The organism is Kitasatospora azatica KCTC 9699, from assembly GCF_000744785.1.
Classification (GTDB): Bacteria; Actinomycetota; Actinomycetes; order Streptomycetales; family Streptomycetaceae; genus Kitasatospora; species Kitasatospora azatica.
The window spans coordinates 1,703,982-1,729,471 of record NZ_JQMO01000002.1; the positions used below are offsets into that span (position 1 = coordinate 1,703,982).

24 protein-coding genes are annotated in these 25,490 nt (G+C 73.3%); 14 read left to right on the forward strand and 10 right to left on the reverse strand.

Annotated features, from left to right (window positions below; all coding sequences use genetic code 11):
* Positions 1-69: 69 nt before the first annotated feature.
* Positions 70-1,710: a beta-propeller fold lactonase family protein gene (locus BR98_RS08030; protein WP_157537479.1), complete on the reverse strand. Its 1,641-nt coding sequence runs from the start codon at positions 1,708-1,710 to the stop codon at positions 70-72.
* Between the two features lie 283 nt (positions 1,711-1,993).
* On the opposite strand from BR98_RS08030, the gene BR98_RS08035 reads away from it, so the two are divergent.
* Together BR98_RS08035 and BR98_RS08040 are read left to right on the forward strand one after the other, a co-directional pair.
* Positions 1,994-2,800 carry a CoA transferase subunit A gene (locus BR98_RS08035; protein ID WP_083976134.1) on the forward strand — a complete coding sequence of 269 codons (807 nt, stop codon included), beginning with the start codon at positions 1,994-1,996 and terminating at the stop codon, positions 2,798-2,800.
* 1 nt (position 2,801) lies between these two features.
* Complete coding sequence (locus BR98_RS08040; RefSeq protein WP_083976136.1) at positions 2,802-3,431, forward strand: 3-oxoacid CoA-transferase subunit B; 630 nt, start codon at positions 2,802-2,804, stop codon at positions 3,429-3,431.
* 36 nt (positions 3,432-3,467) lie between these two features.
* On the opposite strand, the gene BR98_RS08045 is transcribed toward BR98_RS08040, so the two are convergent.
* Positions 3,468-4,112 carry a hypothetical protein gene (locus BR98_RS08045; RefSeq protein WP_035841398.1) on the reverse strand — a complete coding sequence of 215 codons (645 nt, stop codon included), beginning with the start codon at positions 4,110-4,112 and terminating at the stop codon, positions 3,468-3,470.
* A gap of 174 nt (positions 4,113-4,286) precedes the next feature.
* Here BR98_RS08045 and BR98_RS08050 point away from each other — a divergent pair, with 174 nt between their 5' ends.
* Positions 4,287-4,661, forward strand: a complete 375-nt coding sequence (locus BR98_RS08050; RefSeq protein ID WP_035841400.1) for a RidA family protein — start codon at positions 4,287-4,289, stop codon at positions 4,659-4,661.
* Positions 4,662-4,670: 9 nt separating this feature from the next.
* Here the strand turns inward: BR98_RS08050 and BR98_RS08055 are convergent, their stop codons facing one another.
* A complete protein-coding gene (locus BR98_RS08055; protein ID WP_035841402.1) occupies positions 4,671-5,345 on the reverse strand; it encodes a class I SAM-dependent methyltransferase in 675 nt (224 codons plus the stop codon).
* A gap of 36 nt (positions 5,346-5,381) precedes the next feature.
* Here BR98_RS08055 and BR98_RS08060 point away from each other — a divergent pair, with 36 nt between their 5' ends.
* Positions 5,382-5,828 (forward strand): protein-tyrosine phosphatase family protein, encoded by a 447-nt coding sequence (locus BR98_RS08060; protein WP_035841404.1) that lies wholly within the window; start codon positions 5,382-5,384, stop codon positions 5,826-5,828.
* 14 nt (positions 5,829-5,842) lie between these two features.
* Positions 5,843-6,331, forward strand: a complete 489-nt coding sequence (locus BR98_RS08065) for an NUDIX hydrolase (RefSeq protein ID WP_157537481.1) — start codon at positions 5,843-5,845, stop codon at positions 6,329-6,331.
* Positions 6,332-6,333: 2 nt separating this feature from the next.
* Here the strand turns inward: BR98_RS08065 and BR98_RS08070 are convergent, their stop codons facing one another.
* Together BR98_RS08070 and BR98_RS08075 are read right to left on the reverse strand one after the other, a co-directional pair.
* Complete coding sequence (locus BR98_RS08070) at positions 6,334-6,981, reverse strand: NADPH-dependent F420 reductase (protein ID WP_035841406.1); 648 nt, start codon at positions 6,979-6,981, stop codon at positions 6,334-6,336.
* Positions 6,982-7,171: 190 nt separating this feature from the next.
* Positions 7,172-8,425, reverse strand: a complete 1,254-nt coding sequence (locus BR98_RS08075; RefSeq protein ID WP_035841408.1) for a S53 family peptidase — start codon at positions 8,423-8,425, stop codon at positions 7,172-7,174.
* Between the two features lie 409 nt (positions 8,426-8,834).
* Here BR98_RS08075 and BR98_RS36120 point away from each other — a divergent pair, with 409 nt between their 5' ends.
* The 5 genes from BR98_RS36120 (at position 8,835) to BR98_RS08110 (ending at position 14,965) form a co-directional block, all read left to right on the forward strand.
* Positions 8,835-10,223 carry a helix-turn-helix domain-containing protein gene (locus tag BR98_RS36120; RefSeq protein WP_157537483.1) on the forward strand — a complete coding sequence of 463 codons (1,389 nt, stop codon included), beginning with the start codon at positions 8,835-8,837 and terminating at the stop codon, positions 10,221-10,223.
* Between the two features lie 197 nt (positions 10,224-10,420).
* Positions 10,421-12,133 carry a CHAP domain-containing protein gene (locus BR98_RS40165; protein WP_051969433.1) on the forward strand — a complete coding sequence of 571 codons (1,713 nt, stop codon included), beginning with the start codon at positions 10,421-10,423 and terminating at the stop codon, positions 12,131-12,133.
* Positions 12,134-12,224: 91 nt separating this feature from the next.
* Positions 12,225-12,608, forward strand: a complete 384-nt coding sequence (locus BR98_RS08100) for an RNA-binding S4 domain-containing protein (RefSeq protein ID WP_035841410.1) — start codon at positions 12,225-12,227, stop codon at positions 12,606-12,608.
* 89 nt (positions 12,609-12,697) lie between these two features.
* Complete coding sequence (locus BR98_RS08105; RefSeq protein WP_035841411.1) at positions 12,698-14,032, forward strand: DUF2252 domain-containing protein; 1,335 nt, start codon at positions 12,698-12,700, stop codon at positions 14,030-14,032.
* A 135-nt stretch (positions 14,033-14,167) separates the two neighbouring features.
* Entirely contained in the window at positions 14,168-14,965 is a 798-nt protein-coding gene (locus tag BR98_RS08110; RefSeq protein ID WP_035841412.1) for an ABC transporter ATP-binding protein, read from the forward strand.
* A gap of 71 nt (positions 14,966-15,036) precedes the next feature.
* Here BR98_RS08110 and BR98_RS08115 read toward each other — a convergent pair whose 3' ends face one another.
* Genes BR98_RS08115 through BR98_RS08125 form a run of 3 tightly spaced genes read right to left on the reverse strand, consistent with a single transcriptional unit; the run spans position 15,037 to position 17,640 of the window.
* Positions 15,037-15,480, reverse strand: a complete 444-nt coding sequence (locus BR98_RS08115; RefSeq protein WP_035841414.1) for a DUF6210 family protein — start codon at positions 15,478-15,480, stop codon at positions 15,037-15,039.
* A gap of 4 nt (positions 15,481-15,484) precedes the next feature.
* Complete coding sequence (locus BR98_RS08120) at positions 15,485-16,996, reverse strand: glycerol-3-phosphate dehydrogenase/oxidase (protein WP_035841416.1); 1,512 nt, start codon at positions 16,994-16,996, stop codon at positions 15,485-15,487.
* The gene (locus tag BR98_RS08125; protein ID WP_035841418.1) at positions 16,993-17,640 is read right to left on the reverse strand and encodes a TetR/AcrR family transcriptional regulator; all 648 of its coding nucleotides are present in this window, start codon (positions 17,638-17,640) and stop codon (positions 16,993-16,995) included. The genes BR98_RS08120 and BR98_RS08125 overlap by 4 nt, the downstream gene beginning before the upstream one ends.
* Positions 17,641-17,692: 52 nt before the next feature.
* On the opposite strand from BR98_RS08125, the gene BR98_RS08130 reads away from it, so the two are divergent.
* The 3 genes from BR98_RS08130 (at position 17,693) to BR98_RS08140 (ending at position 21,433) form a co-directional block, all read left to right on the forward strand.
* A complete protein-coding gene (locus BR98_RS08130; protein ID WP_035841420.1) occupies positions 17,693-19,306 on the forward strand; it encodes an FAD-binding oxidoreductase in 1,614 nt (537 codons plus the stop codon).
* Between the two features lies 1 nt (position 19,307).
* Positions 19,308-20,195, forward strand: coding sequence for a diacylglycerol/lipid kinase family protein (locus BR98_RS08135; RefSeq protein WP_035841421.1), 888 nt, complete (start codon positions 19,308-19,310; stop codon positions 20,193-20,195).
* Positions 20,196-20,257: 62 nt separating this feature from the next.
* A complete protein-coding gene (locus BR98_RS08140) occupies positions 20,258-21,433 on the forward strand; it encodes an alpha-hydroxy-acid oxidizing protein (protein ID WP_035841424.1) in 1,176 nt (391 codons plus the stop codon).
* On the opposite strand, the gene BR98_RS08145 is transcribed toward BR98_RS08140, so the two are convergent.
* A complete protein-coding gene (locus BR98_RS08145) occupies positions 21,393-22,076 on the reverse strand; it encodes a VOC family protein (RefSeq protein ID WP_063774723.1) in 684 nt (227 codons plus the stop codon). The two genes, BR98_RS08140 and BR98_RS08145, sit on opposite strands and share 41 nt — an antisense overlap.
* 149 nt (positions 22,077-22,225) lie before the next feature.
* On the opposite strand from BR98_RS08145, the gene BR98_RS08150 reads away from it, so the two are divergent.
* Positions 22,226-23,491 carry an ion channel protein gene (locus BR98_RS08150; RefSeq protein ID WP_063774724.1) on the forward strand — a complete coding sequence of 422 codons (1,266 nt, stop codon included), beginning with the start codon at positions 22,226-22,228 and terminating at the stop codon, positions 23,489-23,491.
* A gap of 60 nt (positions 23,492-23,551) precedes the next feature.
* Here BR98_RS08150 and BR98_RS08155 read toward each other — a convergent pair whose 3' ends face one another.
* Entirely contained in the window at positions 23,552-25,222 is a 1,671-nt protein-coding gene (locus BR98_RS08155; RefSeq protein WP_035843570.1) for a serine/threonine-protein kinase, read from the reverse strand.
* Between the last annotated feature and the right edge of the window lie 268 nt (positions 25,223-25,490).

The following is a 25,490-nucleotide window of genomic DNA, read 5'->3' on the forward strand; positions in this document are numbered from 1 at the left end:
CTCACACGTCGCTGCGGTGGGCCCCACCCCCAACGGGGCGGCGCCCACCGCGGCGACGTCATGGTTGCGCTAGTGGCAGCTGATGAACAGTGAGGTGAACGCGGTGCAGCTGCGGGCCGCGCTGTCATTGGCCGGGTTGGGGTCGGCGGGGCTGCCGGCCGTGCGGGTGGCGGTGACGGTCAGGTTGATGCCGAGCAGGCCGACCGGGACGGTGAAGTGCCGGGTGACCGAGGCGCCGTTGGCCAGCGGGCCCACGGCGCAGCTGACCGTGGCGCGGGTGACCGTGCAGTCGGGGCTGCTGACCGTGGTGCCGAGCGGCAGCGGGGCGCTGACCGTGGTCGAGTCCGCCGTGGCGGGGCCGTGGTTGGCGATCGTCAGGGTGTAGTCGATGTGCGCGCCGAGCAGCGCCGGGACCGGGTTCGCGGCGAGTCCGACACTCACGTCGGCGGTCGGCAGCAGGTAGCTGAAGTGGTCGGCGGCGCCGATCGCACTGGTGCCGGCCGGCGTGGTCACCCGCACGTCGACGGTACCGGCCGCGCCGGGCGGCGCAACGGCCGTGCAGGAGTTCGCCGTGCAGGAGACGGCGCTCGCGGGCCCTGCCGCGCCGAAGGTGACGGCGGTGGCACCGGAGAACCCGCTGCCGCTGATCGTCACCACCGTGCCGCCGGTGGTGAATCCGGAGGACGGGCTGACCGCGGTGACAGCCGGCACCGGGGTCACCACGCTGACCTGCCCGTTGCCGAGCACATAGGCGTGCAGCAGGTCGGGGGCGAAGCCGACGGCGACCGCACCGGCCGGCACCACCAGGGTGGCGCCGACGGTCTGGGTCGCGGTGCTGAGCACGCTCACCGTCCCGTCGCCCGCGTTGGCGACGTACGCGTAGGCGCCGTCCGGCGAGACGCTGACGCCGAGCGGCGAGCCGCCGACGGCCACCGTCGCGGCCACCGTCCGGCTCGCCGTGTCCACCACGGTCACCGCCGCGCCCGCGCTGTCGGTCACGTACGCCCGTGAGCCGTCCGGGCTGAGCGCCAGCGCGAAGGACTGCGGGCCGACCGGCACGGTGCCCAGCACGGCGTCCGTCCGGGTGCGGTCCAGCACGGTCAGGGTGTCGGTGAACGGGCTGACCAGGTACGCGTAGTGGCCGTCCGAGGAGATCGCCAGCGCCCCCGGACGGTCGCCGACCGGGTCGGTGCGGACCAGCGTGTGGTCGGCGGTGCTGAGCACGCTCACCGTGTTGGAGTCGTTGTTGCTGACCAGCACCTGGGTGCCGTCGGGACTGACCGCGACGCCCTGCGGCTGGGCGAAGCCGGTGAGGGTGGCGGTGACCGTGGCACTCGCGGTGTCGATCACGCTCACCGCGTTGCCGCCCTTGTCGGCGACGTAGACGCGCCGGCCGTCCGGCGTCAGCGCGAGCGCCACCGGCTGCGGGCCGACCGGGATCGTGGCGAGCACCGCGGCGCGGGCGGTGTCGACCACACTCACGGTGTTGTCACCGGAGTTGGCGACATAGAGCCGGCTCCCGTCCGGAGCCAGGGCCTCACCGATCGGGCCGGCGCCGACCGGGACGGTCGCGGTGACCACGGTGGGTGGCGGCGCGGCCGCCGGCGTCGCGGCGGCCGAGGTCACGGAGGCTGCCGTCGAGCCGAGCAAAAGGGTCGAGACCGCGGTCAGTACGGCCGGTAACCGCAGCACCCTTCGGGTGTTCTGCATGATCGTCAAATCCCCTCTCCGCAGGACCGTTTGGCCGCTGCGAAGGCTAGATCACCCAGGGTCGGCGCGTCTGCCGGATGCGGATATTCTCATACGCTCCGTGTCCGTTGCACTACCGTTTGCTCCCTGTTCGGCTCTTCCTCCCGGCCTCGGCCCGCCGAGCGGCATGTGGTGGCGCACCGCCCCGACACCCGGGTGGGTGTGTCCGATCGCCATGGACAGCGAGTCGGCCCGCTGGCGAAAGTGAACACGCCCGACGGCGAGTCGACTGGAGGCAGGGCGGATGGACAAGGTGGTGGAATCGGCCGCGACGGCCGTCGCGGACATCGGCGACGGTGCGGTGCTGGCCGTCGGCGGCTTCGGGGTCTGCGGGATACCGTCGACCCTGATCAACGCACTGGTGGCAAGCGGCAGTTCGGGGCTCTCGGTGATCTCCAACAACTGCGGCCTGGACGACTGGGGGCTCGGACTGCTGCTGCGCGAGGGGCGGATCGCGCGGATGACCTCCTCCTACGTCGGGGAGAACAAGGAGTTCGCCCGCCGGTACCTGGCCGGGGAGTTGGAGGTCGAGCTGACCCCGCAGGGCACCCTGGCCGAACGGCTGCGGGCCGGCGGCTGCGGCATCCCCGCCTTCTACACTCCCGCCGGGGTCGGCACCCAGGTGGAGGAGGGCGGCCTGCCCTGGCGCTACGCACCCGGGGGCGAGGTGGCGCTGGCCTCACCGCCCAAGGAGGTACGGGAGTTCGGCGGCCGCCGCTACCTGCTGGAACGGGCGATCACCGCGGACTTCGCCCTGGTCCGGGCCGAACTGGCCGACCGGCACGGCAATCTGGTCTTCCACTCGGCCGCCCGGAACTTCAACCCGCTGGCCGCGATGGCCGGTCGGGTCACCCTGGTGGAGGCCGAACGGATCGTCGAGGCGGGCGAGATCCCGCCGGACGCCGTCCACCTGCCCGGCATCTACGTGGACCGGATCGCGGCCGCCGACGCCACCGACAAGCGGATCGAACGCCGAACCGTCCTGGACGTCCTGGAGGCGTCGGACGTCCCGGACGCGTCGGACGTCCGTGATGTCCTGGAGGTGCGCTGAGATGCCGCTCGACCGTGACCAGCTCGCCGCCCGGGCCGCCCGGGAACTGCGCGACGGACAGTACGTGAACCTCGGCATCGGCCTGCCGACCCTGGTACCGAACCACCTGCCCGAGGGCATCCAGGTGGTGCTCCACTCGGAGAACGGCATCCTCGGCGTCGGCCCCTACCCCGAGGCCGGCGCCGAGCACCCCGACCTGATCAACGCCGGAAAGGAGACGGTCACCGTCCGGTCCGGCGCCGCCTACTTCGACTCCGCCGCCTCCTTCGGCATGATCCGCGCCGGCCGGATCGACGTCTCGATCCTGGGCGCGATGCAGGTCTCGGCCACCGGCGACCTGGCCAACTGGACCATCCCCGGCAAACTCGTCAAGGGCATGGGCGGCGCCATGGACCTGGTGCACGGCGCGCGCCGCGTGGTGGTGGTGATGGAGCACACCGCGAAGGACGGGAGCCCCAAGATCGTGCGGGAGTTGGGGCTTCCGGCCACCGGGCGCGGCGTGGTGGACCGGGTGATCACCGACCTCGCGGTGCTCGATGTGACGGCCGACGGGATGCGCCTGGTGGAGACCGCTCCGGGGGTTTCGGCGGCGCAGGTGCGGGCGGCGACGCAGGCTCCGCTGATCGGCTGAGGCCGTTCCTCTCCTCTGCGCGGATCGGGCCGGTCGTCAGCGGGGGTCGGGCCGGTCGACGTTCCAGTGCCGGACCACCTGGCAGACCCAGCTCTCCTCGTCCCGCTGCACCGGGATCAACGAGAAGCGGCTGATGGTGCGCTGGCCGCCCTCCGAGTCGCCGTAGAGCAGGTCTATGTTGACCCGCCGCCGGTTCTTCACCGGGTCGAGCAACTGGGCGTAGTCCGGGTCCTCGGGGTCGCGGATCGCCGCGTGCCAGAAGCTGGTGTCGCCGGGCGCCACATAGAGGTCACGGGACTGGCGGCGGAACTCGGCCGGGTCCGGGCGGCCGGTCATCAGGTAGGTGTCCTCGGCGGCGATCCGCCAGCCGTGGATCACGCCGAGGCCCGGCCCGACATTGCGGATCGAGGCGGCCAGATACAGGTTCTCCTCGGCCAGCCGGAGGTAGCCCGCGCTACCGGGCAGGTGGGTCCAGTGCCCGTCCTGCCAGATCAGCTTCTGCGCGGGCGCCTCCAGCCGGGAACCGATCAGCAACGGGCGCAGCGAGGCCAGCACCGACCGCTCGGCCGAGAGCGCGGCCCGGTCGGCGGAGCGGATCGAGGCGAACGAGGCCCCGGCCAGCACCAGGGTGCCGGCGGCGGTGGCGAGGGCCGAGATGGTCGACCAGTCCCAGTCAGCCATGTCGGTCCTGTCGGTGCTGTCGGTCCTGTCGATACGGTCGGTACTGTCGGTTCAGGCGCACGGTGGGCAGCCTAGGGGAGCGGCCGGGTCACCGGGCCGGGTGTCCACGGGTCAGAACCGTCCGCCGGCCGCACGCGTCCTAGCCCCGCAGTTCGAGCACCCGAGGATCCCGCCATGTCCCGTGACATCGTCCGCAGCCCCGACCTGCCCGTCCACGGCCCCTACTCCCCCGCCGTACGCGCCGGCGAACTGCTCTTCGTCTCCGCGCAGACCGGACTGGACCCGGCCACCGGAGCGGTGCCGGAGGGCGGCGCGGCCGCGGAGTGCCGACAGGCGCTGGCGAACCTGGCCCAGGTGCTCGCGGCGGCCGGCAGCGGGCTGGACCAGGTGGTGCGGACCACGCTGTTCTACACCGACCTGGCCGACCTGCCGGCGATCAACGAGGTGTACGCCGAGGTGTTCGCGATCGACCCGCCGGCCCGGTCGGCGGCGGTGGTGACGCTGGCGGGCGGGCGGCGGGTGTCGATCGACGCGATCGCGGTGGGGTGACCGGGCGCTTCAGCCGCTCTTGGTGCTCTTCGTGCTCTTCGTGGCCAGTAGGAACGCCTGCGGCACCTTCTCCATCCCGTCCTCGGCGGCCTCCCGCACCAGCCGGGCCCGGATGGCCAGCCCCGACTCGGCCAGCAGCTCGACGACCTGCTCCGGCCGGCGCCGGTGGAAGGTGAGGTCGATCGAACGGCCGAAGCCCTCCTCCCGGTGCACCGGCTCGTCGCCCACCTGGAAGGCCAGCAGCAGTTGTCCGCCCGGCGCCAGGATCCGATGGAACTCGGCAAGGACGGTGGGCAGTTGAGCGGGCGGCAGATGGATGATCGAGTACCAGGCGACGATCCCGGCCAGCGACCCGTCGGGCAGGCCGCCCAGCTCGGTCATCGACCCGACCTCGAACCGCAGCTCCGGGTAGGCCCGCCGGGCCAGCGCCACCATCTCCGGCGAGAGGTCGAGCCCGAAGGCGTCCAGCCCGAGCCCCCGCAGATGCGCCGTCACCCGCCCCGGCCCGCAGCCGAGATCGGCCACCTGCCCCGGTTCGCCGGCCCGCACGTACTCGGCGAAGGCGGCCAGCATCGCCCGGTCCAGCGGCTTGATCGCGAGCTCGTCCACGAAGCGCGCGGTGTAGTCGGCGGCAATGGCGTCGTAGGAGGTCCGGGTGGCACGCAGGAAGTCGAGTTCGGTCACGGAGTGAGCTTAGACGGGACGGGTTAGGCTCACTCCGTGAGTGCGGATTGGGACACCTCGAGTACCTGGGAGCCGACCGCAGCCGGCGTGCTGCCGCTGCCCTCGGGCCGCCTGGTCCGTGGCCGCGCCCTCGGCAAGCCCCTCCCGCCCGGCCCGCAGCCCGAGTTCGCGCTCCACCTGCTCGGCCACGAACCGCCCCCCGTCCCCTGGGAGGCCCGCTGGGTCCGCTGGCCCGACTTCCGGCTACCGGCCGACCCCGCCACCGCCCGGGCCGCACTGCAGGAGGCCTGGACCCGCGCCGAGACCGAACGCGTCGAACTCGCCTGCGCCGGCGGCCGGGGCCGCACCGGCACCGCCCTGGCCTGCCTCGCCGTCCTGGACGGCGTCCCCAGCGCCGAAGCGGTCGCCTACGTCCGCCACCACTACTCGTCGCACGCGGTGGAGACCCCGTGGCAGCGCCGCTTCGTCACCCGCTTCCACTGACTGATCGGCCCCCGGTGCAACTACGACGCTCGGTCCGCGCGGTCGTCCTCGACCAGGACGACCGCATCCTGCTCTGTCGGTTCGTCATTCCCAAGCCGACCGGGCCCATCGTCGTGTGGGCCGCGCCCGGCGGCGGCATCGAGGAGGGCGAGACCCTGCTCGCCGCCCTGCGCCGCGAACTGTCCGAGGAGGTCGGGCTGACCGTCGACGCCGACCCGCCGCATGTCTGGCACCAGCAGGTCATCGACCCCGGCCACGCCGCAGGCTACGACGGAGTGGTCAACGACTACTTCCTCGTCCGCACCACGACCTTCCACCCCCGGGGCGCCTTGTCCGACGACCAACTCGCCGCCGAGAACATCACCGGCTTCCGCTGGTGGCCCCTGCCCGAGATCGCCGCCCACCCCGGCCCCGACCTCTTCTCCCCCCGCGACCTGGCCACCCCCCTGGCTGCCTTGATCGCCGACGGAGCGCCACCAGTGCCGCTACCACTCGGACTGTGACGCTACGGCTTGATCACCGCGATGTTGAAGTCCGGCGAGCCCAGGGATCCGTACAGGCGCAGCCAGAGTGACACGAACTGCTCGGTGCCCCGGGCGCTGGAGAGGTCGCCGAGGTCGGTGATCTGGGCGGGGGTCCAGCCGAAGGACTGGAGCAGTTGGGCGACCTCGGCCTTGGCGGCGTCGTCGTTGCCGCTGAGGAAGACGGTGTGGTGACCGGGGACCCGGCTGGGGTCGACCATGAGGGCGTTGCCCATCGTGTTGAGCGTCTTGACCACCCGGGCCTGCGGGAACGCCTGCTGGATCTGCTCGCCGAGGCTGATGCCCTCCGGCTGCACGATCTTGGGCGGGAAGCCCTCGGAGAAGTCGAGCGCGTTGGCGACGTCGATGAGCACCTTGCCGTTCAGGTTCTCGGCTCCCGCCGCCTCCAGGGCGACCAGCGAGACCATCCCGCCGGTCGCGTTCACCACGAGGTCGGCGCCGGCGGCGGCCTGGGCGAAGGTGCCGTGCTCACCGCCGCTCTCGGCGGCCCACTGAGTCGCGTCGGCGTTGTCCGCCGTCCGGGAGCCGAGCGTGACGGCGTGCCCGAGCGAGGCGAGCTTGGTGGCCAGCCGACGGCCGACCTCACCGGTTCCCAGGACCGCGATCTTCATGGGCGAGCTCTCCTTCGGGCAGCGGGCAGCGGGCAGCGGGCGACACGCAACGGGCAGCAGCGGGAAGACCGGCTGACGATCAGTCAGCATACGTGGCACCTGGGGTTTCTGAGGTCTGGCGCACAGAACGCGCCGGAGCCCGCCGCGCCCCCGTGTGGGGGCTCGGCGGGCTCCGTGGAGCGATGGGGCGTCAGCCGGTGAAGGCCGCCAGTCCGTTCGGCGTCCCGAGGCCGGTCGGGCCGTCGTAGCCCGCACCAGCGGTGCAGAGGTAGGACGGCGAGCAGGAGCCGTTGCTGCCGCTGGTGACGTCGTTCAGCGCGCTGGTGTGCGAGTACGCGAACGAGGCCGGGACGGAGCCGGCGGACGGGGTGCCCGCGAGCGCGTAGACGCCGGCGATGATCGGCGCGGAGGCGCTGGTGCCGCCGTACACGGCCCAGCCGGAGCCGCCGTAGGTCTGGTAGACGGCCACGCCGGTGGCGGGGTCGGCGACGGCGGAGACGTCCGAGATGGTGCGCTTGGCGCAGCCGGTGTCCTTCTGCCAGGTCGGCTTGGCGTCGAAGGCCGAGCAGCCGGAGCCGGTGCCCTCGGTGGAGCTGGTGGACCAGACCGACTCGCTCCAGCCGCGGGCGCTGGAGTCGCGCTTGAGCGCGGTGCCACCGACCGAGGTCACGTACTTCGAGGCGGCCGGGTACTGCGCACCGTAGGCCGAGTCGCCGGCGGAGACGGTGATCGCGACGCCGGGGTGGTTGAAGTACGAGCTGTCGTAGCTGGTGTCCGCGGAGGACTCGCCACCGCCGTAGCTGTTGGAGACGAACTTGGCGCCCAGCTTGACGGCCTCGTTGACCGCGGTGCCGAGGTTGGTCATCGACGCGGTCTTGGCCTCGACCAGGATGATCTTCGCGTTGGGGGCGATCGCCGAGACCATGTCGAGGTCGAGGGAGATCTCACCGGCCCAACCGGAGTTGTTGGCCGGCAGGTTGGTGGTGCTGCCGGTCTGGCTGACCTTCTTGAAGCAGCCGTTCGCCGTGGTGCAGGCCGGGAGGCCGTACTGGGCGCGGTAGACCGCCATGTCGGACTCGGCGTTGGGGTCGTTGTAGGCGTCGACGATGGCTATCGTCTGGCCGGCGCCGCCGTTGGCGGGCAGCTTGTAGGCGCTCAGCAGGTCGCTCGGGCCGAAGCCGGACGGCGTCGCGTTGGGGGTGACGCCGAGCGGGCTGACGTGCTGGACGGTGCTGGTGACCTTCAGCGCGTGGCAGGCCATGGTGTCACCGGCCGCCAGGGTCTCGCAGGAACGCACCCAGGAGGTGCCGCCCTTGGTGTAGACGGTGTTGCCGGTCGCGCTCGCCGGCGCGGCGGCGGCGAGGCTGGAGACAGCGAGGGCCGCGGTGCCGGTGAGCGCGAACGCGAGCTGACGGACCCGGGCGGACGTGGGGGAGCTGAACAACGAACTGCCTCCTGTGGCTGGTTAACCGGGGGCGGAGCGTGCTGAGGCCAGGGCAGGGTGAAGCCCGGGCGCGTGGGGGTGTGAGCTGCCCGAATCCTCGTTCGGTCGGCCGGCTCGCGATGAGGCTAGCCAGGCATGCGCAGGTCAACAAGGGTTGGGGCAATATTCAACATTCGGTTTTACCTGGAGCCACCGGGAGGTGATCATTCGTTACCTACCGCGGCCACTCCCGGTAACAGCGGGCTGCCCGCCGGTGAACCTCCGGACTCGCGTGCGGAAAACCTGGCCGAGTACCATCACACCGCCACACTGACCTTCCATCAGGTACCACCACCAGGAACGCGCGTTCGGACGACAGCCCCGACCGTCTCTCAGCAGGGGACGGTACGGGCAGAGCCCAGGAGACTCGTTGGCCCGCAAACCACGTCCCATCGACCCGACCGAGGGGCCCTTGCAGGCCTTCGCGCACGACTTGCGGTCCGTGCGCGAGCAGGCGGGCAACCCGACCTACCGAGCTCTTGCCACCACGGCCGGATTCAGCGCCAGCACGCTGAGCGACGCGGCCGCCGGTATGCGGCAGCCGACGCTGGAGGTGACGCTGGCGTACGTCGGCGCCTGCGGCGGCGATGTCGAGCTCTGGGAACGGCGCTGGACGGAGCTCAACCGCACCTTGACCGAGCAGCGCGTGCCGGCGCCGGACAGCCCGCCCGAGCAGCAGCCCGCCCCGGAACAGGCCGTCAAGGAGCGGTCCCCCGAGGAGCAGTCGGCCCCAGCCGGCGACACCGCTGCCGCCGGCACGGCCGACAGCACGGCCGACAGCGCTGCCGAAACCGACACTGACACCGACACCGACATATCCACCCTCGACCAGCTCGCCAGCACCCCCGACTCGGCGCAGCGCCGCTGGGCAGCACGCCGCTGGCCCTGGCAGCGCCGCACCACCATCGTCGTTGCGGCCGCCGCCGCGGCACTCGCCCTGATCGGCGGTGTGCTGGCGACCCGGCTGGCGGTCCATCAGGAGCCGCAGGCCGCGACCGTCGCCTGCGGCCCGGACGCCACCCCGGTGACCGGCGCCACCTCGCGCAGCACCGGCAACTCCAGCACCACCGGCACCACCGGCACCGGGGCCGGGACACCGGCCAGGTTCACCGGCAAGACCTACGACAACGGCGCGCACGTCCACTCCGGCGCCAGCCTGAACGCGCCCACCATCCGTACCGTCCCGGCCGGCTGCCAGCTGAACTTCAGCAGCTACTGCCTGGGCGACGTGGTCTGGGACCGTACCGGCGGCTCGATGGACATGCGCTGGTTCCAGCTGGTCGGCGGCGGCGTGGTCGCCTCCGCGATCATCCACGGCGACCCGCCGGGCGACCTGCAGCCCAGCTCCTGCCCGAACGACGTCCCGCCGCCCAGCTCGGTCGCGCTGACCGTGACGCGCTCGACGAACATCGAGGGCCTGGTGGACCTGAAGGCGACCGGCACCCATCTGGGCATCGTCGGCTTCGCCGGCTACTACGCCAGTGGGACCGACGCCCCCAGCTGGCACCAGCTCAAGCTCAACGGCAGCCTGGAGAAGGCCTTCGACTACGCCTGGCGACTCGGATCGCTGAGCGAGGCCGCTCGTGCCGGGCAGCTTCGGGTGGTGGCGGTGGGCTGCCTGGGCGGCGGCGATCCGACCGACATCCTGGACGCCCGCCTGCTGTCACCCGGCGACGCCACTGGGCAGCCCGCCCAGCTCAGCGCCGCCGAACGAGGCACGGCCGAACACGCGGCCTGCCGCTACCCGGACACCAACTGAGCCATCGCCACCAGCACTGACCGGCAGCATTACTGACTGATCGTCAGACGCCCAGCTGCGCTATATGGCCGCGATAGACCAGGCACCGAGACTGACCGCACTCGCACCGACCACAACGCGGTGCCGGACCCGAGACTCCCTCTCGGCTCCGGCACCGGCGGCGCGGGCGTCCCGTCAACTCCGCTCCCCCGAGGAGAATGGTGTCCTCCTTCACGCGTCTGCTGCGCCGAATATCCGGCGCCGCCGCGGTCATCCTGATGCTGGCTCTGGTCTCACTGGCCCCGGCCACCACCGCGTCCGCCGCGGCCGGCGGCAACGCCGCCAGCCTGGCCGCGGCCAACATCGGCAAGACCGCGGGTACTTGTGCCAACCACCCGACCACCAACAGCCTGGGCGGCTCGCAGTTCATCCACAGCTGTTCCGGCGGCTACTCGGGCGGTCCCGAGTACTGGTGCGCCGACTTCGCCGAGTGGGTCTGGCAGAACTCCGGTTTCTACACCGGCGGTCTGACCGCCGCCGCGTCCAGCTTCTACACCTACGGACAGAACAACGGCACACTGCACACCTCCACCTCGTACAGCCCGCAGCCGGGTGACGCGGTCGAGTTCGGCAGCATCTACGACTCCGAGATCCACCACGTGGCGATCGTCAGCTCGGTCAACTCGGACGGCTCGATCACCATCGCGAACGGCGACTGGAACGGCACCAGCGGCACCGGCTCGATGGCCGGATTCGCGGTCAGCTCCAGCGTGGTGGCGTCCACCATCTCGGCCGGCCAGAAGTCGGTGGGCTCGGAACCGAGCACCGTGGACACCTACGACGGCTACTACATCAAGGCCTACACCACCCCGGTGGCCAGCGGCAGCGGCAACAACCCGCCCCCGGTCACCAGCGGCAACCCGTACAGCCCGAGCGCGGTCTGCGGCAGCGGCTTCGGCGTGATCGACTCGCACGACCTCAACGGCGCCGTGATCTTCCTGCTGTACAACAGCTCGACCGGTCAGAACTGCGTCACCACCCTGGTCAGTTCGCCGAGCAGCGCGGTCTCGCTGAACGCCACCCTCGCGGTCCAGGGCGGCGCTTCCGGCAGTAATCCGGGCAGCTTCACCTACTACGCGGGGCCGGTGACCGAATCCGCGCCCAGCGCCTGCGTCCAGTGGGGCGGTACCTACAAGACCACCTCCTGGACCAGTGGTTGGACGCACTGCGGCGGCGGCTCCGGCGCGCCCGGCCCCGTCGGCAGCAACATCTACACCCCGACCCAGGTCTGCGGCAGCGGCTACGGCGTGATCGACTCGCACGACCTCGGCTCGGCCGTCGTCTACCTGCTGTACAACGGCTCGACCGGCAACAACTGCGTGACCACCCTGGCGAAGAGCGCGGCGGGCGCGGTCTCGATGAACGCCACCCTCGCGGTGCAGGGCGGCAACTCGGCCAGCAACCCGGGCAGCTTCACCTACTACGCCGGACCGGTGGTCGAGAACGCCCCCAACTCCTGCGTCCAGTGGGGTGGTTCCTACCAGAGCACGTCCTGGACCAGCAGCTGGAGCCACTGCGGCACCGGGTCCCCGTCGCCGTCCCCCGCGACCGGCAACCCGTACTCCGCCGCGCAGGTCTGCGGCAGCGGCTACTCGGTGATCGACACCCACAACCTGGGTGACGCCACCGTCTACCTGCTCTACAACAGCGCGACCGGCGACAACTGCGTGACCACCCTGGCGGCCAACCCGGCCGGTGCGGTCTCGATGAACGCCACCCTCGCGGTGCAGGGCGGCAACTCCGCCAACAACCCGGGCACCTTCACCTACTACGCCGGACCGGTGGTCGAGCACGCACCGAGTGCCTGCGTCGAGTGGGGCGGCTCGTACAAGACCGCCTCGTGGACCAGTGGCTGGAGCCACTGCGCCTGATCCGTCCTGGTCGGCCGAGGACCGTCAGCCCCCTCTCCCGGGGCTGCCGGTCCTCGGCCGTTGCGGGCCGGCCGGCAGGTAGAGTCGGAGCATGGCTGTAGACGAAGCTTCGGTCCGGGTGGACAGCTGGATCTGGTCGGTGCGCCTGACCAAGACCCGCTCACTCGCCGCTGCCGCCTGCCGCGCCGGCCACGTCCGGGTCAACGGCGAGCGGATCAAGCCCGCGCAGGCGCTGCGGGTGGGCGACGAGGTGCGGGTGCGCCAGGAGAACTGGGACCGGGTGGTGGTGGTCGCCCGGCTGATCAGCAAGCGGGTGGGCGCCTCGGTGGCCGCCGAGTGCTTCGTCGACAAGAGCCTGCCCCGCCCCACCGCCGAGCAGGCCGGCGGCTTCGCCCTGCGCGACCGCGGCGCCGGGCGTCCGACCAAGCGCGACCGCCGCTCGCTCGAGCAGCTCTTCGGCCGCCCGGGCGGCTAGGAGCCTCTCTCAGCTGCGCCCGGAGTGCGTGGCGCCGGCCCGGCGTCGAGGATGTGGGAACGATCCACGACGACGCAGGAGGCGGCGCGGTGACGAGTCCGGCGGAACGGGCCAAGCTGGGGCAGGACGCCCGGAAGGTGGTCGGGCGGCGCTCGCACGGGCAGTGGATCCCGGCCACCGGGCGCCCCGACCCGGTCGCGGTGCTGGTCGAGCAGGGCGCGGACCGGGTCCCGGAGCTGCTGCCGATCCGCTACGGCCGGATGGCGCAGTCCCCGTTCGCCTTCCTGCGCGGCGCGGCCGCCGTGCTGGCCACCGACCTGGCGGCCGGCCCCAACACCGGCCTGGTCGTCCAACTCTGCGGCGACGCCCACCTGTTGAATTTCGGCATGTACGCCTCCCCGGAGCGGGCACTGCTCTTCGACCTCAACGACTTCGACGAGACCCACCCCGGCCCGTTCGAGTGGGACGTCAAGCGCCTGGCCGCCAGCATCGCGGTCGCCGCCCGGCAGAACGGCGACCGCGACAGCGCCGCCCGGGCGTCCGCCAAGGCGTCGGCCGAGGCCTACCGGACGGCGATGCGCCGCCTCGCCGGGATGGGCGAGCTGGATGTCTGGTACCAGAAGTTGGACACCTCCCAGGTGTTGCCGCTGCTCACCGGCGAGCGTCGCCGACGGGCCGAGCAGAACCTCGAACGCGCGCGCCGGCGGACCAGCCTGCAGGCCTTCGAGAAGCTCACCGAGCTGCGCGACGGCCGGCCGCGGATCATCGCCGACCCGCCGCTGGTGCAGCCGGTCGCGGTGCCCGAGTACCGGGCCGTCGGCAAGGTCTTCAGCCAGTACCGGGCCACCCTGCCGGAGGAGCGGCGGGTGCTGCTCGACCGGTTCCAGCTCACCGACGTGGCGGTCAAGGTGGTCGGCGTGGGGAGCGTCGGCACCCGCTGCTTCATCGTGCTGCTGCAGGGCCGCGACTCGCGCGACCCGCTCTTCCTGCAGGTCAAGGAGGCGCAGCAGTCGGTGCTCGCGCCGTTCGCCACCGGGCCGGTGCCTGATCACCAGGGCCACCGGGTGGTCGCCGGGCAGCGGCTGCTGCAGGCGGCCGGGGACATCTTCCTCGGCTGGACGACCGGTCCCGGGGGCCGACACTTCTACGGCCGGCAGCTGCGCGACATGAAGGGCTCCGCCGAGGTCGACCGGATGACGGCCGGCGGGCTGCGCGCCTACGCCGCGCTCTGCGGCCACGCGCTGGCCCGGGCGCACGCGCGCTCGGGCGACCGGATCGCGATCGCGGGCTACCTGGGCGGCAGCGACGCCTTCGACGCCGCGATCGCCGAGTTCGCCATGCGCTACGCCGACCAGACATTGGCCGACCACGGCGAGCTGGTCCGGGCGATCGCGGACGGGACGGTCCCGGCACAGGACGCCTGAGGTCCGCGGTGGGCGAGTGGGCGAGTGGGCGAGTGGGGTTAACCCCACCGCGGGGACGCCTGCGACCTCCATGGTCCACCGGCCCGTCACTTCCTAGCGTGGGAAGCGTCGTCAACCGCCCTCGGAAGGACCACCATGGCACCCCGTACCCCGCAGGACTCCCCCGCCGTCGAGCTGCGCGCCGTGCAGCGCCGCTACGGCCGCGGCGACCGGGCCGTGCAGGCCCTGCGCGGGATCGACCTGGCCCTGCCCCGGGGCAGCTTCACCGCGGTGATGGGCCCCTCCGGCTCCGGCAAGAGCACCTTCCTGCAGTGTGCCGCCGGGCTGGACCGCCCCGACTCCGGCGAGGTGCTGCTCGGTGGCACCGAGATCAGCCGGCTGAGCGAGAACAAGCTGACCGAGCTGCGCCGCAGCCGGATCGGCTTCGTCTTCCAGTCCTTCAACCTGCTCCCCTCCCTCACCGTCCAGCAGAACGTGCTGCTGCCGCAGCGCCTCGCCGGTGGTCGGCCGGACCGGGGCCGGGCCCGCGAGCTGCTGACCCGGGTGGGGCTGGCCGAGCACGGCAGGCGTCGGCCCGGGGAACTCTCCGGCGGCCAGCAGCAGCGGGTGGCGATCGCCCGCGCCCTGATCACCAGTCCCGAGGTGCTCTTCGCCGACGAGCCGACCGGCGCCCTGGACACCCGCACCGCGCGCGAGGTGCTGCAGTTGCTGCGCCAGGCCGTGGACCAGCTGGGCGCGACCGTGGTCATGGTCACCCACGACCCGCTGGCCGCCGCGCACGCGGACCGGGTGCTCTTCCTGGCCGACGGGCAGCTGGTCGACGCCCTCGACCGTCCCACCCCGCAGGCGGTGGCCGACACCATGCTGCGGCTCACCGCCGCCGTTCCGAGCTCGGCGGGCGCGGCAGGGGCGCCGAAGACGGCGGCGTGGTAGAGCTCGTCGGCCCGAACCAGCCGGTCGGCACTGTGCAGTTGATCATCCGTCATGCGGCTTGCGGTAGCGCCCTAGTCGGAGTTCTCCCACACCAATTGACCGGGCCCGTCCGGGGTGTGGACCGGGATCCAGGCCTCGTCGGCCTCGGTCAGCCGGGACTCGTCCAGCACCAGTGGGGTGGGGAACAGGTCCTCCCGGTTCGCGGAACCGTAGACGTGGAAGCCGACGGCGGTGCGCAGCCGATCGAGCAGCGGCGCCGGCCAGTCCAGTCCGCGCGAACCCCAGCCGTCCAGCTCGCCGACGAAGATCCCCCGCAGCTCCTCGTCCAGTCCCTCCCCGAAGAGCGGGATCAGGTAGCCCTCCTGCTCGTAGGGGATGCAGCCGTGGCCGCCGCCCTGGTTGCGGTAGACCACGCCGGTGGGCGCCGCCACGATCACGGCCACCCAGCCCAGGCCCGAGCCCGACCCGTCCGGGTCGAGGAAGATGTATCGCGTTTCGCCGTCCTTGTCGCCCATGGCCCTACTGTCGCAGTGCTGCCGCCGCTGCGTCCTGCGCCGACGCACGATCCGACGGTGATAGGCCAAGTCGGGTACGTCGGTCCAGCAAGTCGGCGACGTCCAGGGCGCCTTCGTGGGCCACCGCGAACCGGAGTTCGGCCATCGTGGTCGCCACGCCCGGGGCGACCGGGGTGCTCTCGCCGGCGGCCAGCACGGCCGGGGCCTCGGTTCCGTAGCGGCGGACCAGCCGCAGCGGGCCCGGCACCTCCGCCAGCGCGGCCCGGGGAGCGGCGCCGACCAGCGGGAGGGTGCGGGTGCGGCAGGGGCCGGCGGGCAGCCGGGTGCGGGCGAGGGCGGCGTCGAGCGCGTCCTCGGCCATCCGGCGGTAGGTGGTGAGCTTGCCGCCGACCACGGTGACCAGGCCGTCGGGGGCGGTCAGCACGGCGTGCTTGCGGGAGACGTCGGCGGTGCGGCCGGTGCCGTCGTCCAGCAGCGGGCGCAGGCCGGCGAAGGTGCCGAGCAGGTCGGCCCGGGTGAGCGGGGTGCGCAGCGCGGAGTTGATGGTCCGCAGCAGGAAGTCGATCTCGGTCTCGGAGGCCTGCGGCTCGTCGGGGATCGGGCCGGGCGCGTCCTCGTCGGTGAGCCCGACGTAGACCCGGCCGTCCGGCGCCGGCAGGGCGAAGACGAAGCGGTTGGTCTCGCCGGGGACCGGGACGGTGAGCCCGGCGTTGAGGCCGGCGAAGGCGGACTGCGGGAAGACCAGGTGGGTGCCGCGACTGGGCCGCAGGGTGATCCCTGGGGCCAGCCCGCCCGCCCACACCCCGGTGGCGTTGATCACCGTGCGGGCGCGCAACCGGAAGCTGTCGCCGGTCAGTTCGTCGCGCAGCAGCGCACCGGAGCCGCTGGCCCCGGACGCCGCGCAGCGGGTCAGCACCCGCGCCCCGTACCCCGCCGCGGTCCGCGCCAGTGCGACCACCAGCCGTGCGTCGTCCACGAGTTGGCCGTCCCAGAAGACCAGCCCGCCGCGCAGGCCGGCGGCCGCGACGGTGGGGGCGTAGCGCAGCACCTCGGCGGGGGCCAGCCGGCGCGAGCGCGGCAGCACCGCCGAGGGGGTGCCGGCGCTGAGCCGCAGCGCGTCCCCGGCCAGGAAGCCGGCCCGGACCAGGGCGGCGCCGCCGAAGCCGGTGCCGGGCAGCAGCGGGACGATCTGCGGCAGCGCGTGCACCAGGTGCGGGGCGGTGCGGCGGAGCAGGATGTCGCGTTCGACGGCGCTCTCGCGGGCGATGCCGACGGCGCCGGAGGCGAGGTAGCGCAGGCCGCCGTGGACCAGCTTGGAGCTCCACCGGCTGGTGCCGAAGGCGAGGTCGTGCTTCTCGGCGAGGACCACGGACAGCCCGCGCGAGGCGGCGTCCAGCGCGACCCCCGCACCGGTGACTCCGCCGCCGATGACCAGGACGTCGACCGGGCCGACGTCCGGTCCGCGCAGCTCGGCCAGCTCGCGGGAGCGGCGGGCGGCGTTGAGTGAGGTGTTCATGCGTGTCCGCCTTGCTGTTGGGGCGCCAGGTAGCGGTCGAGCAGCAGACGCAGCTCGGCGTCGAGCCGGTCGAGTTCGGGGCCGGCCCCGTCGGGGGTGTCGGTGAAGACCGGGCCGGTGAGGGTGAACGACCAGGCGGTCAGCAGCACCGCGCGGGCCAACAGCTCCGGGTCCTCGGCCCGCACCGAACCCTCGGCCACCGCGAGGCCCAGTGCGCCCGTCAGCATCTCCAGCTGGTGGTTGGTGTTGGTGCCGCGCCTGGTCAGCAGATAGGGCGTGAGGAAGTCCGGGTCGACCTCGATGATCTTCCGCAGCAGCGGGTGGACCCGGATCCCCCGGACCAGCCGGACCACCCCGTCCACCAGCTCCGCCCGCCCGATCGCCCGCGCCTCCCCCGGCATCGCGGCGAGCGTGAGCGCCGTCCACTCCCGGATGGTCAGGGCGCCGAGCACCTCGCGCACGCCGCCCCAGCGGCGGTACAGGGTGGCCCGCGACACGCCCGCCTGGCGGGCGATGTCGGCCATCGTGATGCGCTGCATGCCGAAGCTGAGCAGCAGCTGGTACGCCGCGTCGAGGATCCGCTCCTCGGGGATGGCGTTGGCGGCCTTGAGTTCTACCTGAGTGTTGATTCGCTGCGACACCACATGTACAAGTGTATCAGCGCACTCTCCCCCAGCCCAGGACCTGAGGACCTCGATGACCGAGTCAGACCTGCCCCTCACCGATTTCCACCCCTACCGCTGGGGCGACCCCGCCCACCGCACCACACTGCCGGCCGCCGCCCAGGAGACCCTTGCCGCCTTCGGCGTCCGCACCCCCGAGAAGCCGCCGGTGGAGCTGGACCGACTCCCGCTGCCCGAGCCCGCCGTGGACCTCGCGGCGCTGGCCGAAGCGGTCGGCGCCGAGCACGTCACCGCCACCCCGGCGGCCCGCCTCGCCCACACCCGCGGCTGGTCCACCCCCGACCTGCTGCGCCTGCGCGCCGGCGACGCCTCCGACGCGCCCGACGCCGTCGCCTACCCGGGCTCGCACGAGGAGGTGGTGGCGCTGCTGGAGTGCTGCGAGCGACTCGGCTACGCCGTCGTCCCCTACTCCGGCGGCACCTCGGTGGTCGGCGGCCTGGCCCCCGAGCGGGCCGGCTTCGCGGGCGTGGTCGCGCTGGACCTGAAGCGGCTGGACGCCGTGCTGGCGGTGGACGAGGTCTCCCGCACCGCCACCCTGCAGGCCGGCCTGCGCGGCGTGGAGGCCGAACGGCTGCTGCGCGAGCGCGGCCTGACGCTGGGTCACTTCCCGCAGTCCTACGAGGGCGCGAGCATCGGCGGCTACGCGGCGGCCCGCTCGGCCGGCCAGTCCTCGGCCGGGTACGGGCGGTTCGACGAGATGGTGGTCGGCCTGGTCCTGGCCACCCCGCGCGGCACCCTGACCACCGGCAGCGCGCCCAAGTCGGCGGCCGGGCCCGACCTGCGCCAGTTGGTGCTGGGCTCGGAGGGCACCCTCGGCGTGATCACCTCGGTGACCGTCCGGGTCCGTCCCGTCCCGGCCGAACGGGTCTACGAGGCCTGGCGGTTCGACACCTTCGAGGAGGGTGCGGCGGCGCTGCGCCGGCTCGTCCAGGACGGGCCGCTGCCGACCGTGCTGCGCCTGTCCGACGAGGCCGAGACCTCGGTCAACCTGGCCGACCCGGCCGCGATGTTCGGCGGCGGCCCCGGCGGCTGCCTGGCCGTCACCGGCTACGAGGGCACGGCGGCCGAGGTGGCCGCGCGGCGGGCCGGAGCCGGCGAGGTGCTGGCGGCGGCCGGCGGGCAGCCGATGGGCACCGAGCCCGGCGAGGCCTGGCGCACCGGGCGCTACCGCGCGCCGTACCTGCGGGATCCGCTGCTGGACGCGGGCGTGCTGATCGAGACGCTGGAGACGGTGACCTTCTGGTCCAACCTGCCCGCGCTGCGCGCCGCCGTCACCGCGGCGCTGACCGACGCGCTGGGCGCCCAGGGCACCCCGCCGCTGGTGCTCTGCCACATCTCGCACGTCTACGAGACCGGGGCCTCGCTCTACTTCACCGTCGCCTGCGCCCAGACCGAGGACCCGCTCGGCCAGTGGCAGGCCGCGAAGTCGGCCGCCAACGCGGCGATCCGGGCCACCGGCGCGGCGATCACCCACCACCACGGCGTCGGCACCGACCACCGCGAGACCTACGCGCAGGAGGTCGGGCCGCTGGCGATCGAGGCGCTGCGGGCGGTCAAGCGGGTGCTGGACCCGGCGGGGATCCTCAACCCGGGCGTGCTGCTGGCTCGCGACGAGAGCGGCCGCTGAGGTGCCCGCCGCCACGCAGGCACGCCGGTTCACCGCGGTGGTGAACCCGATCTCGGGCGGTGGCCACGCCGCCGCCCGCTGGGAGCCGGTCGCCGCGCTGCTGCGCGCGGCCGGCGCCACCGTGCACACCGAGCCGACCCGCAGCCGGGAGCACGCGATCGGCTGCGCGAAGGCCGCCGCCGAGCGCGGCGACGTGGTGGTCGCGGTCGGCGGGGACGGCCTGGTGCGGGACGTCGTGGCCGGCGCCGTCACCGGCCACGGCACCTTCGCCGTCGTCCCGGCCGGGCGGGGCAACGACCTGGCCCGGCTGCTGAACATTCCGGTGGACCCTGCGGCGCTGGCCGATCTGCTGTTGACCGGGTCGACACGCGATCTCGACGTGCTGGAGGTCAACGGGGTGATCGCGCCGGGCAACGTGTACATCGGCATCGATTCCGTCGCCACCCGGATCATCAACGCCGGCCGCGGACTGCCCGCCCTGCTGCTCTACCGCCTGGCCCCGCTGCGCGCGATCCTGTCCTGGCGAGCGGCCGGCTACACCCTCACCGTGGACGGTGTGCACAGCCAGGTCCGCGCGCACACCGTGATCCTCGCCAACTCCGGCGCCTACGGTCACGGCCTGCGGATCGTGCCGTCGGCCAAGCCGGACGACGGGCTGCTCGACGTGATGGTGGTCGGCGACGGCCCGCGCTCGAAGATCGTCTCCTTCATGAACGAGGCCAAGCGCGGCACCCACACCGACCGCCCCGAGGTCTCCGTGCGGACCGCCCGCGAGGTGGCCGTGGACGCCGACCGCCCGATCCCGGTCTGCGCGGACGGCGACGAGATCGCCACCCTCCCCGCGCGGGTCCGGGTCCTGCCCGGGGCGTTGACGGTGATCGCCCCCTAGGCCGAGGGTGGGTTCCCACGCAGCGCAGCCCGGACGCTGTCCCGGCCGAGAGAGGCGAGCCCATGCCCCAGCAGTTCGGCGACTACCAGAACGAGATCTACCTGCACGGCCTCGGCGGGGTGTTGCCCACCCTGCCGATGGCCTTCGCCGAACTGGAGGCCCGGGCCGAGGCCGCGCTACCGCCGTCCGTCTGGTCGTACGTGGCCGGCGGGGCCGGCGACGAGCACACCCAGCGGGCCAACGTCCGGGCCTTCGAGCGCTGGGGCCTGCACCCGCGGATGCTGGTCGGGGCCAAGCAGCGCGACCTGAGCGTGGAGCTGTTCGGCCTCACCCTGCCGTCGCCGCTGTTCATGGCCCCGGTCGGGGTGATCGGCCTGTGCGCCCAGGACGGGCACGGCGACCTGGCCACCGCCCGGGCCGCTGCCCGCACCGGGGTGCCGATGGTGGCCTCCACGCTGAGCGTCGACCCGCTGGAACGGGTCGCCGGCGAGTTCGGCGACACGCCCGGCTTCTTCCAGCTCTACACGCCGACCGACCGTGAGTTGGCCGCGAGCCTGGTGCACCGCGCCGAGGCCGCCGGGTTCAAGGGCATCGTGATCACCCTGGACACCTGGATCACCGGCTGGCGCCCGCGCGACCTGGCCACCGGCAATTTCCCGCAGCTGCGCGGGCACTGCCTGGCCAACTACTTCACCGACCCGGTCTTCCGGGCCCGGCTCAAGCAGACCCCCGAGGAGAACCCCGGCGCCGCCGTGCTGGAGTGGGTCGGCGTCTTCGGCAACCCGTTGACCTGGGACGACCTGCCCTGGCTGCGCTCGCTGACCACGCTGCCGATCATCCTCAAGGGCCTGAGCCACCCCGACGACGTCCGCCGCGCCAAGGACGCCGGCGTGGACGGCGTCTACTGCTCCAACCACGGCGGCCGCCAGGCCAACGGCGGCCTGCCCGCCCTGGACGCCCTGCCCGGCGTGGTCAAGGCCGCCGACGGCCTGCCGGTCCTCTTCGACTCGGGGATCCGCTCCGGTGCCGACGTCGTCAAGGCCCTCGCCCTCGGCGCCACCGCCGTCGGCATCGGCCGCCCCTACGCTTACGGCCTGGCGCTCGGCGGCGCGGACGGCATCGTCCACGTGCTGCGCAGCCTGCTCGCCGAGGCCGACCTGCTGATGGCCGTGGACGGCTACCCGACGCCGGCCGACCTCACCCCCGAGTCCCTGGTGCGGCTCCCCCACCACCAGTGACGAGGTGGTACTCGTTCCCCTCGGGGTCGGTGAGCAGCTGATCCGCCGCCCCGGCGGCGGTGAGGGCGAACCGCAGCCGATTGGTACCGGACTTGGGTGCGACCGGCGGCCCCATCACCAGGGTCGGCCCATGGGGGTCCCCCCGGCCGAAGGCTGGGGGAGGGTCGGCGCCGCGCAGTCGGACGCCCCGACTCCCCTGCTCCACCACGGTCCAGCCGGTCGCCTCGGCCCAGAACCGGCCCTGCTGCCGCGGGTCGGCGGCGTCCTGGCAGAGCTGAACGAGCGGCCCGCCGGTGTCCGCCACCGGCAGGACGCAGAACTCGTTCCCCTCGGGGTCGGCCAGCACCTCCCACGGCACCGCGCCCTGCCCGATGTCCACCCGCTCGGCCCCCAGGGCGAGCAACCGGCGCACCGACGAGGGCGGCTCCTCGCCGCCGGCCAGGTCGAGGTGCAGCCGGTTCTTGCCCTGCTTCGGCCGTTCCGAGGGGACGAACCACAGCTCGACCCCGTCCCCCGCCTTCGACCGCACCACCACCCGCCCGTCGCCCGGCGCCGACTCCCACTCCAGCGCCCGTGCCCAGAACTCCGCCAGCGCCCGCACCTCGAGCGCCTCCACCACCACAGCCGTCAGCCGTGTCGACATGGCTTGCCCCCTTGTTCGGACAACCACGGTAGCTGAGGGGCCGTCACCCGGTGCGGGTCGATTCCTCACCCCAACGGCCGTGTCGGGGTGCGCGGGGGACGCGCAGGCTCACAGGGTCGAGGGGGGACCGCTGCGCGAAGGAGTGCCCGATGGGCGATGGAGAGCACCAGCAGATGTCGGCGCGCGTCCTGCTCGCATTGGTGGTGCCGGCGGTGCTGGTGGGGGTGGTGTCCGCGCTCCTGCTGCTGGGGGTGAGCAAGTTGGCCGGCCAGCTGGAGCACTTCTGGTGGCACTACCTGCCGCAGCAGTTCGGCTTCGGCGGGTTCGACCGCTGGTGGATCGTGCTGGTGCTGACGGTCACCGGGGTGCTGGTGGGGCTGGTGGTCTGGCTGATGCCCGGTCACGGCGGGCCCGATCCGGCGACGACCAGCCTGGTGGAGGCGCCGCAGCCGCCCCGGGTGCTGCCCAGCCTCGCGGTGGTGACGGTACTGGCCCTGGCCGGCGGGGTGAGCCTCGGCCCGGAGAACCCGATCACGATGATCAACATCGCACTGGCCTACTGGCTGGGCCACAAGCTGCTGCCCCGGACCAAGGCCGTGCTCTGGGTCGCCCTGGCGGCGGCGGGCACGATCGGCGCGCTCTTCGGGACACCGGTGGCGGCGGCGCTGATCCTCTCCGAGGCGCCCGCCGAGCCCGGCGGGCCGGCCCTCTGGGACCGGCTCTTCGCGCCGCTGGTGTCGGCGGCGGCCGGGGCGATCACCACGCTGGAGATCGCGGGCAACGAGTTCGTCATCGACCTGCCCCGCTTCCCGGGCGGAGGCCTGACGGACGCCGGCTGGGCGCTGCTGGTCGGCGCACTGGCGGCGGCCGTCGGCATGGCGGCCGTCTACGCCTTCGCGCCGCTCCACCGGCTGTTCCAGCGGCTCCGCCACCCGGCGCTCACCATCACCCTCGGCGGCCTGCTGCTCGGCGGGCTCGGGGCGCTCGGCGGGGAGCTCACCCTGTTCAAGGGGCTCGACCAGGTCAAGGAGCTCGCCACCAGCTACACCCAGCACAGCGGCTGGGGCCTGCTCGGGCTGGCTGCGGTCAAACTGGTGGCCCTGCTGGTGGCCGGAACCAGCGGCTTCCGGGGCGGGCGGATCTTCCCGGCGGTCTTCGTGGCGGCGGCGCTGGGCTGCGCGATCAACACCGCCGTGCCGGACGTCCCGGTGGCACTGGCGGTGGCCTGCGCGGTGGAGGGCCTGCTGATGGCGGTCACCCGGGCCGGCTGGCTGAGCCTGTTCACGGCGGCCGCGATCGTCCCGGACCCCGGGCTGCTGCCGTTCCTGTGCGTGGCGGCGCTACCGGCCTGGCTGCTCGTCACCGGGCGGGCCGAGATGCAGGTCCGGGCCGAGCCGCGCGCCGCCGCCGGGTGAGTCTCCGGGGAGATCGGGAGTGGGGTGCTCAGGAGCTCGGGTGCTTGGGAGCTCGGGTGTTCAGGAGTTGCGCGGGTAGGTCTTGAGCACATGCCCCTTGACGTCGGCGGCCAGGTAGGTGCCGCCGTAGTCGTCGGCGAGGTAGACGCGGATCGTGGGCGCGTCGTTGGTCCAGTCCGGGTCGACGATGATGTACCGGAAGGTGGGGTGCGCGATGCCGAGTTGGGCCGGGGCCTGCGCGAACAGTGCGGGCAGCGCGTTCCAGTCGACGGTCTGCAGGTCCACCGTCCGGGTGCCGGAGGCCAGCTCCCCGCCGCTGGTCCGCTCCACCGCGCCGCCGCTGGTGTAGTCGAACACGTCGTACAGCTTGTGGTTCGCCGCGTTCGGCGCCTGGGCCGAGGCGTGGTCCGGGAAGACGGTGAGCTCGGTGACCTGGGTGCCGCCCATCGCCGGGCGCAGCGTGTCGACGAGCGCGCGAGCGCCGGCGGGGGTGAGGAAGTCGACCTTGGGCGCGGCGGCAGGGGTGGTGGGGGCGAGGGTGGTGGGGGCGAGGGTCGTGGCGGGGGTGGTTGCCGGGGTGGTTGCCGGGTCGGTGCTGGTCGGCGCGCCGGCCGAAGTGCTCGGGTTCGGTGGCGCCGAGTGCGCCGACTTCGCCCCCTGCGCCGCCGAGCCGTCCGCGCCCTGCCCGAGCCCCCAGACCAGCACACCGGCGAGCACCACCACGGCCACGGCGGCAGCCAGCAACGGCCCGCGCCGCCGGTACGGCGCGACCGGCGGAACCGGTACGGCGGGTGCGACCGGCGGAACGGGTACGGCGGGTGCGACGGGAGCGAGGGGTACGAGCTGTAGGGCAGGCGGCACCCGAAGCTGCATCGTCTCCTCGAACACCCCCGCCGACTCCGCCGCCGCCAGCATCCGGTCGAACGCCGCCGCGTCCGGCCGCTCCCCCGGGTTCCGCGCCAGCACCGCCGCCAGGGCCGGTCCCAACGCCCCCGCGCGCACCGGTGGCGGCAGCGGCTCGTCCAGCACCGCCGCCAGCGTCGCCAGGCTGGTGCCCCGGCGCAGTGGGTGGTGTCCTTCGACCGCTACGTACAGCAGCATCCCGAGCGACCACAGGTCGGAGGCCGGATCCCCCTCCACCCCGCGGATCCGCTCCGGCGCGATGTACTCGGGCGAGCCGATCAGGCCGCCGGTCGTGGTCAGACTGGTCGCCCCGGACAGTGCGGCGATGCCGAAGTCGGTCAGCACCGGCGACCCGTCGGCGCGCAGCAGCACATTGCCGGGCTTCACGTCCCGGTGCTGGATCCCGGCGGCGTGCGCGGCCCGCAGTGCGCCGAGCACGCCACGCCCGATCCGCACCGCCTCGGCGGGAGGCAGCGCGCCCTGCTTGAGGCGGTGGTCGAGCGAGCCGCCGGGGACCAGCTCCATCACCAGCCACGGGTGCGCGAGTTCGGGCCGGTCGACGATGTGATGGATCACCACCACATTGGGGTGCTGCAGCCGGGCCAGCGACCGCGCCTCGCGCAGCACCCGCTCCCGCAGCACGGCGGTCGCTGCGGGATCGCCGCCGTCCATCGCCGGGTCGGGCGGGCGGACCTCCTTCAGCGCCACTTCCCGGTGCAGCGCGGTGTCCCAGGCCCGCCAGACCAGACCCATGCCGCCACCGCCGAGCCGTTCCACCAGCTCGAACCGGTCGTCAATCCGCTGTCCTCCCGGACCCCCTGCGTTCATGGCCCGCATCGTAGGGGCAGCACCCGTCAGGGAGCCAAAGCCCATGGTCACTCCAGACCATCCCCCGCCCCGCCCCGTGCCCAGCCCCCACCCGCACCCAGCCCAGAGCCCGTGCCCAGACCCCCACCAGCCCCGCGCCGGTCCCCAGACCAGAGCCCGTGCCCAGCGCCCCACCCGTCCCCAGGTGCTGCGCGCGTTCCCCGCCCGTCAGCCCGTCCGCGCCCGCTCTCAGACCCCCACCCGACCCCTGCCCGTCCCCAGAGCCCAC

Coding starts and splice junctions, on each gene's coding strand:
- BR98_RS08030 (WP_157537479.1), bottom strand. CDS start 1,710: ATGCAGAACACCCGAAGGGTGCTGCGGTTACCGGCCGTACTGACCGCG.
- BR98_RS08035 (WP_083976134.1), top strand. CDS start 1,994: ATGGACAAGGTGGTGGAATCGGCCGCGACGGCCGTCGCGGACATCGGC.
- BR98_RS08040 (WP_083976136.1), top strand. CDS start 2,802: ATGCCGCTCGACCGTGACCAGCTCGCCGCCCGGGCCGCCCGGGAACTG.
- BR98_RS08045 (WP_035841398.1), bottom strand. CDS start 4,112: ATGGCTGACTGGGACTGGTCGACCATCTCGGCCCTCGCCACCGCCGCC.
- BR98_RS08050 (WP_035841400.1), top strand. CDS start 4,287: ATGTCCCGTGACATCGTCCGCAGCCCCGACCTGCCCGTCCACGGCCCC.
- BR98_RS08070 (WP_035841406.1), bottom strand. CDS start 6,981: ATGAAGATCGCGGTCCTGGGAACCGGTGAGGTCGGCCGTCGGCTGGCC.
- BR98_RS40165 (WP_051969433.1), top strand. CDS start 10,421: ATGGTGTCCTCCTTCACGCGTCTGCTGCGCCGAATATCCGGCGCCGCC.
- BR98_RS08100 (WP_035841410.1), top strand. CDS start 12,225: ATGGCTGTAGACGAAGCTTCGGTCCGGGTGGACAGCTGGATCTGGTCG.
- BR98_RS08110 (WP_035841412.1), top strand. CDS start 14,168: ATGGCACCCCGTACCCCGCAGGACTCCCCCGCCGTCGAGCTGCGCGCC.
- BR98_RS08115 (WP_035841414.1), bottom strand. CDS start 15,480: ATGGGCGACAAGGACGGCGAAACGCGATACATCTTCCTCGACCCGGAC.
- BR98_RS08120 (WP_035841416.1), bottom strand. CDS start 16,996: ATGAACACCTCACTCAACGCCGCCCGCCGCTCCCGCGAGCTGGCCGAG.
- BR98_RS08130 (WP_035841420.1), top strand. CDS start 17,693: ATGACCGAGTCAGACCTGCCCCTCACCGATTTCCACCCCTACCGCTGG.
- BR98_RS08140 (WP_035841424.1), top strand. CDS start 20,258: ATGCCCCAGCAGTTCGGCGACTACCAGAACGAGATCTACCTGCACGGC.
- BR98_RS08145 (WP_063774723.1), bottom strand. CDS start 22,076: ATGTCGACACGGCTGACGGCTGTGGTGGTGGAGGCGCTCGAGGTGCGG.
- BR98_RS08150 (WP_063774724.1), top strand. CDS start 22,226: ATGGGCGATGGAGAGCACCAGCAGATGTCGGCGCGCGTCCTGCTCGCA.
- BR98_RS08155 (WP_035843570.1), bottom strand. CDS start 25,222: ATGAACGCAGGGGGTCCGGGAGGACAGCGGATTGACGACCGGTTCGAG.